This window comes from Mariniflexile ostreae, assembly GCF_042427585.1.
Taxonomy (GTDB): Bacteria; Bacteroidota; Bacteroidia; order Flavobacteriales; family Flavobacteriaceae; genus Pseudalgibacter; species Pseudalgibacter ostreae.
In genome coordinates this window covers 95,959-102,594 of the sequence record NZ_JBHMFC010000034.1, presented here as the reverse complement: position 1 = coordinate 102,594, position 6,636 = coordinate 95,959, and the positions used below count along the sequence as shown (strand labels likewise).

At 35.8% G+C, this 6,636-nt stretch carries 8 protein-coding genes; 5 read left to right on the top strand and 3 right to left on the bottom strand.

Translation table 11 applies throughout. The features are described from left to right. Positions 1 to 474 precede the first annotated feature (474 nt). Both ACFFU9_RS09215 and dcm read right to left on the bottom strand, forming a co-directional pair. Positions 475 to 1,101, bottom strand: a complete 627-nt coding sequence (locus ACFFU9_RS09215) for a hypothetical protein (protein ID WP_379861132.1) — start codon at positions 1,099 to 1,101, stop codon at positions 475 to 477. 2 nt (positions 1,102 to 1,103) lie between these two features. Continuing rightward, positions 1,104 to 2,339 carry a DNA (cytosine-5-)-methyltransferase gene (gene dcm, locus ACFFU9_RS09210; RefSeq protein WP_379861131.1) on the bottom strand — a complete coding sequence of 412 codons (1,236 nt, stop codon included), beginning with the start codon at positions 2,337 to 2,339 and terminating at the stop codon, positions 1,104 to 1,106. Positions 2,340 to 2,658: 319 nt separating this feature from the next. Between dcm and ACFFU9_RS09205 the strand changes: the two genes are divergently transcribed. Continuing rightward, complete coding sequence (locus tag ACFFU9_RS09205; protein WP_379861130.1) at positions 2,659 to 2,850, top strand: Fjoh_0651 family PID-CTERM protein; 192 nt, start codon at positions 2,659 to 2,661, stop codon at positions 2,848 to 2,850. A 6-nt stretch (positions 2,851 to 2,856) separates the two neighbouring features. On the opposite strand, the gene ACFFU9_RS09200 is transcribed toward ACFFU9_RS09205, so the two are convergent. Continuing rightward, on the bottom strand, positions 2,857 to 3,447 hold the full coding sequence (locus ACFFU9_RS09200; RefSeq protein WP_379861129.1) for a riboflavin synthase: 591 nt from the start codon (positions 3,445 to 3,447) through the stop codon (positions 2,857 to 2,859). 65 nt (positions 3,448 to 3,512) lie between these two features. On the opposite strand from ACFFU9_RS09200, the gene pdxA reads away from it, so the two are divergent. From pdxA to ACFFU9_RS09180, 4 genes are all read left to right on the top strand, one after another. After that, positions 3,513 to 4,565, top strand: a complete 1,053-nt coding sequence (gene pdxA, locus ACFFU9_RS09195) for a 4-hydroxythreonine-4-phosphate dehydrogenase PdxA (protein WP_379861128.1) — start codon at positions 3,513 to 3,515, stop codon at positions 4,563 to 4,565. A 126-nt stretch (positions 4,566 to 4,691) separates the two neighbouring features. Further along, positions 4,692 to 5,231, top strand: a complete 540-nt coding sequence (locus tag ACFFU9_RS09190) for a YceD family protein (protein ID WP_379861127.1) — start codon at positions 4,692 to 4,694, stop codon at positions 5,229 to 5,231. A 7-nt stretch (positions 5,232 to 5,238) separates the two neighbouring features. Next, positions 5,239 to 5,442: a 50S ribosomal protein L32 gene (gene rpmF / locus ACFFU9_RS09185; protein WP_379861126.1), complete on the top strand. Its 204-nt coding sequence runs from the start codon at positions 5,239 to 5,241 to the stop codon at positions 5,440 to 5,442. Between the two features lie 181 nt (positions 5,443 to 5,623). After that, positions 5,624 to 6,616, top strand: a complete 993-nt coding sequence (locus ACFFU9_RS09180) for a beta-ketoacyl-ACP synthase III (RefSeq protein WP_379861125.1) — start codon at positions 5,624 to 5,626, stop codon at positions 6,614 to 6,616. Positions 6,617 to 6,636: the final 20 nt, after the last annotated feature.

Sequence of the window (6,636 nt, the reverse complement as noted above, 5' to 3'; positions counted from 1 at the left end):
TACTTGATAGAGATCTAGTTTACGTTGGATTGTTCTTTTTGAGCATCCATATTTGACTGCTAGTTGTATATAAGTTTGTTTCCCTCTGGCATATTCATCCCAAAGAAAATCTACTGAAATTTGTTTTCCTCCATTAAAAATCTTGCTACAATTCAAACATTTGCAACGTTGTTTACTTAATCTAGTACTGTATTTATTTGTGTTTAAACTATCACAGAATTTACATTTTTTTTATTCAAAACCTTTGATTTGCCTCAAAGCTAATAAACAATAGGGATAAGGAAGATTTTACCAACCATTTTGTCTATTAGACCTACTTTTGCCCATAGTTGAATTTTTGGTAAGATATTAATTCTTCTATAGTACGAAAAAAGCCTCAGTTATTGAGGCTTTTTTTATCGGACACTAATGTATTTTAATAACATTTCTTAATCTTCATTTTTTAGAAACCTTAATTATAGATGGTGTCCTTATTCATGCATCATGGATTTTTTTTGCAATACGAAATCTTATTAAATAGTCTAGCCGGAGTTGTAAATTAATCGGTTTTTCTGATAAATGTGCCGTATAGTATAGTAATCCTTGGTCTTTTTCTTTCAACTCTGCAACGATGTTTTTGCCAAAAGATGCTGTTTTTCTTATATCGTAGTCGTATTCTTGAAGTTTATGCTGGGTTACCCCCCTGCGGGCTAAATGTTTTATAAGCTTGTGTTTATTTACGCTAATTATTTTCAGCTTTTCAATGTCATTTATATGTGACAGTGTTTTTGTGTTAGCTTTTAAAAATATTCCTGTTATTAGAAAATAATATTGGGTGAGCTTATGGTTGTCTAGTAACCAACCTTCTTTTATTTGATTGTTTTTATTTAAATACGACAGTTCAAACGTAAAAGTGGGCAAGTCTTTATTTAGGTAATGAAGCTGTGCTTTTTCATCAATAAAATAGGTTTCTTTATGATGGTGTATTACAATATCAATGCCTTGTAGTTGTTGGTTAATATCACATATTCTTTCAAATTTGAGCTTTTTGGATTTATAGATATTATCCAGATACCTAGATAGTATTTCCTCTTGTTTTAAATCGCGTTTAAAGTCTGGCACTTTTATAATTTTATTTGGTTATAAAGTGCTGCACCAATTTTTTCAATAATGCCTACAACCAAGGCGTTGCCCATAAAAAAGGCTCTTTTAGTGTCTGTAATGCCCTCAAGTTTGGTGTGGTTATCCGGGAACATGTTTAGCCGTTCCAGTTCTACAGGAGTCAGCCGTCGTAATCCGTGTTTAGTAGCGACAACATGTTTAAACCGTGAAGGCGATTTTCCGCCTTCGCCAGTTATTATGGTTCTAGATGCGTTATCCAGTGCATCTGGATATATCATTCCTCCTTCGCTATAATGGTATTCAAACCCTTCTTTGGTACTCCTTTTCTCTTTTTTAGATCCTTTAAGGTACTCCCATTTGGGTTTATCGTTTTCGGCTATGAAGAATTCCATAGGAACTTCGTTTTTTTGAAGCACATCTCCTAAAACGACTTTAGGGCCATTGTAGTTGGGTACTGTTTTAGTGGTGTAAACGCTACCCTGAAGGAGTAAGCCTGTATTTTGGAAGGGGGATAGTTTTCCCGATGTATTGAAGGTATTGGTAATTTCAACTAAATCGCCTTCGAGCTCAATTTTATGTATGGTCTTGGTTTTGGCAACCGGAAATGCTTCTGCAATAACGCCTTTTTCGGTTAACCAATCTGTTTTTTCAGATTTTTGGAGGCTTTTGTATAAGGCAGTCGTTTTATGGTAGCCAATAAAAAAAACCCGTTTTCGCCGTTGTGGCATACCGTATTCTGCGGCATTGATAACGCGCCATTCTACAGCATAGCCTAAGTGGTCTAAGCTTTTAAGCATCACCGCAAAATCCCTTCCTCTTTGGTTGGCTGGCGATTTTAAAAGCCGGTCCACATTCTCTAGAAACAAATACTTAGGCTTGTTCTTTTTAGTCTCTAATATTTTATGGATGGACCACCAAAGAACACCTTTTTTGCCTTTTAAACCTTTTGAGTTATTTAGGGTGGTTGCTACAGAGTAATCTTGGCAGGGAAAGCCCCCCACCAATACATCATGGTCGGGAATATCTTCAACATTTCTAGTTACAATGTTGTTAATATCTTCGTTCGAGTGGTTTTTAGTTCCAAAACGGCTTTCGTAAACCATGGAAGCGTGCTGGGCTTTTGTAGAAGGCTCCCATTGATTGCTCCAAACAATGTCGTAATTGCTTTTTTCAAGGCCGAGCCTAAAGCCGCCTACGCCAGCAAACAATTCAACTACTTTTAATTTTTCTTTTTGCATTCTTGAATTTCAAAGATAAGAGTGAAAACAAAAATATAGAATGAAATACGTTATTGCGCTTTAAAAAAAAACTTTTATTCATTTAGCCCCAAGTTTTAATTGTAGCTTTTGTTTTGATGTTTCAAAAAACGCTTATGGAGTGGAATTTGTGAGGTCTGGAATTAATAAAAAAAAATAGGTTTACAGAAAAGATTGCGTTTTTTAGCACAAATAAAGAATTAATAAGGAGGATTATCGATTTTTTAAGTATTTTGCAGACGTTTTTCGCATGAAAAAATGGTGTTATATTTAATTTGATACATTTACTCTAGTAATGACCATGCAAAATAAAAAATTAATAGCCGCAATATTAGTGGTGTTGGTAAGCTGTGTTTCTGCTTATGCACAGGGCCCACCAGTACCAGCACCACCACCACCACCAGGCCTTCCTATAGATGGAGGTGTTTGGGTTGGGGTATTTGTGGCGTTAGTTTATGGGGTGAAAAAATGCCTTAAAAAGAATGTGCTTTAAATCGCCTTACTTATTAAGGCTCATAAGTTTTGCAACATATTTCCCTAAAACATCAAATTCTAAATTAACGACAGTTCCTTTTTCAAAACGGTTAAAATTTGTGTGCTCATAGGTGTAGGGGATAATGGCGACGCTAAACGCGTTTTCTTGAGAGTTTACAACAGTTAAACTTGTGCCATTTACGGTTATGGACCCTTTTTCTATGGTAACATTATTTAACTGGCTATCATATTGGAATGTAAACTCCCAACTGCCATTCTTGTCTATTACAGAGGTGCATACTGCAGTTTGGTCTACATGGCCTTGCACGATATGCCCATCAAGCCGATCGCCAAGTTTCATGGCGCGCTCTAAATTTACTAAATCGCCCAATTTTACTAAATCAAGATTTGTTTTGCTTAAGGTTTCCGATATGGCCGTAACAGTGTAATAATCCTTATCTATGGCTACAACGGTTAGGCATACGCCATTGTGAGCCACGCTTTGGTCTATTTTTAACTCGGGCGCGAGCTTGCTTTTTATAGAGATATGAAGATTGTCTTGTTCCTTTTTTAAGTCTGAAACCACGCCCATATCTTCAATAATTCCTGTAAACATATTATTATCTGTTTATTTAGTTAAATTTGTATCATCAAAACTACGAACAAAAGTTGTCAATTTTAATGAAGAATTCAGAAAATATAATAGTTGGGATATCCATAGGAGACTTGAATGGTATTGGAGGCGAAATCGTTTTAAAAACTTTTGAAGATGCCAGAATGCTGGATTTTTGTACACCAGTAATTTTTGCATCTGCAAAAACCATGACGTTTCTTAAAACCCATTTTAATTCTGAAATTAATTTTAATGGCCTGAACGATATTAAGCAAGTGATTATTGGTAAAGTAAACGTGTTTAATTGCTGGAACGAACCCGTTAAGATTGACTTTGGTAAAGAAGATCTTAAAATAGGGGAGTATGCCATAAAATCATTACAAGCGGCTACAAAAGCTTTAAAAGATGGTGACGTTGATGTTTTGATTACGGCGCCCATAAACAAGCACAGTATTCAATCTGAAAGTTTTAAATTCCCTGGACATACCGATTATTTAGCTCAGGAGCTTGGGGGTGAAAGCTTAATGTTTATGGTAACCGATACATTAAAAGTAGGGTTGCTTACAGATCATGTGCCTGTTAAAGATGTGTCTAGCCATATTACGCCAGAACGAATTCAACAAAAAATAAACACGGTTTATAAAACACTTAAACAAGATTTTAATATCCAACGACCAAAAATTGCTGTTTTGGGCATTAACCCTCACAATGGGGACAATGGTGTTATCGGTAATGAAGACGATATTGTTTTAAGGCCAACCTTGCTTAAAATTAAAGAAACCGGCAAATTGGTTTTCGGCCCCTATGCTGCCGATAGTTTTTTTGGTTCGAGCAATTATAAAAATTTTGATGCCATTATTGCGTCTTATCACGATCAAGGTTTGATTCCTTTTAAAACCCTCTCCTTTGGAAAAGGGGTTAATTTTACCGCAGGATTGAATAAAATAAGAACGTCGCCCGATCATGGAACCGCTTTTGAAATAGCAGGAAAAGGTGTAGCGGAAGAGAATTCCTTTAAAGAAGCTGTTTTTACAGCGCTTGAGGTTTTTAAGAATAGAACTGAATATCAAGAGCTTACGTCTAATACCTTAAGGAAGGCTCCAAAAAGTGAACGGCGGTAGTGTTTTGGTTATCAGCTGTTAAGTGCTTAAAATAGCCTGTTAAAAAGATATAAACAAAAAAATGTTTATAAGTACTGTGGCATAAATAAAAATTTATATATTTGCAGGCTCAAAATAGATGTGATAATGAAGCCTTTAAAAGAGTTTACAATTCCATTTGTGGGATTAAAGACAGGAAAGCACCATTTTGAGTATAAAATTGATAAAAAGTTCTTTGAGTATTTTGAGTATGAGGATTTTAATGATGCAGATGTGCATGTTGCGCTTGTATTAGACAAGAAAGAGACATTGTTAGATTTACATTTTAAAATTTACGGCACTGTTAATGTCAATTGCGACGTTACCAATGAGCCTTATAATCAAGAGGTAGAAAGTGAATTTGATTTGGTAATTAAGTTTGGAGAGGAGTATAATGATGAGTATGAAGATATACTGATTGTTCCACACGGCACTTACGAAGTTAGTATTCAGCAATATGTATATGAGTTGATTGTACTTTCAGTACCCACAAAGCGTGTACATCCAGGAGTGGAAGACGGCAGCTTAAAATCAGATATACTCGATAAATTAGAAGCTTTAAGCCCAAAGCTTAAAGATGTTAAAGAAGAAGAAGAGGATATTGACCCTCGTTGGAATACATTAAAAAAACTATTAACGGATAAATAACTAGAAGATGGCACATCCTAAAAGAAAAATCTCGAAAACAAGAAGAGATAAAAGAAGAACACATTACAAAGCAACTGCGCCAACAATTGCGACTTGCTCTGCAACAGGAGAAGCACACTTATATCACAGAGCGCATTGGCACGAAGGTAAACTTTATTACAGAGGCCAGGTTTTAATTGATAACTCGGAAGCTGTAGAAAACGTAGCATAATTACTATGCATGCATATATAAAACGCTCACATGTGGGCGTTTTTTTTTATGATATGTTTTTTACATAAGACAAAAACAACTTACTTTGCACCACAATTAGAGCGAAACTTAGTAATTTTCAAGATGTTTCTAATGTTTTGAAAGGTATTTAATCGGTTTTGTTCAAATTAATTATAAAGGTATGAGTAAAATAACAGCGGCAATTACAGCTGTAGGAGCCTATGTTCCAGAATATGTGCTGACGAATAAAATGCTGGAGGAGATGGTAGATACCAATGATGAGTGGATCACCTCAAGAACAGGGATAAAGGAGCGCAGAATTCTTAAGGAAGACGGAAAAGGCACATCCTATTTAGCTATTAAGGCGGCACAGGATCTTATCGCTAAAAAAGGGATAGATCCTAAAGAGATTGAATTGGTGATCGTTGCTACAGCAACACCAGATATGAAAGCGGCCTCTACGGCTTCTTATACTGCAACACAGATAGGAGCTGTTAACGCTTTTTCATTCGATATGGATGCTGCTTGTTCTAGTTTTCTTTATGGCATGTCTGTAGCGGCTAGTTATATTGAATCTGGAAGATATAAAAATGTCCTTTTAATAGGAGCCGATAAAATGTCTTCTATTATCAATTATAAGGATAGAGCCACGTGTATTATCTTTGGAGATGGTGCTGGGGCAGTCTTATTTGAGCCCAATATGGAAGATTTCGGCATGCATGACGAGTATTTAAGAAGCGACGGTTCTGGTCGCGAGTTTCTTCAAGCTACCTATGGCGGTTCTTCATACCCCTTAAACCCAGAAGCTTTAGCAGAAGGAAAACAATATGCATTTCAAGAAGGAAAAACGGTTTTTAAAAATGCAGTATCGAGTATGGCAGATGCAGCCGTTAAGGTAATGGAGAAAAACAACTTAACAAAAGACACTGTGGATTGGCTGGTTACGCATCAAGCAAACAAACGTATTATTGATGCTACCGCCAATAGAATAAATTTAGATTTAGAAAAAGTAATGATAAATATTCATAAGTACGGTAACACAACATCTGCTACATTACCGCTGCTATTGAATGATTATGAATCGCAACTAAAAAAAGGAGACAAATTGATATTTGCTGCTTTTGGAGGCGGTTTCAATTGGGGGGCCATATACTTAACTTGGGCCTATAATTAATGCATTAACCTAACCAAAAA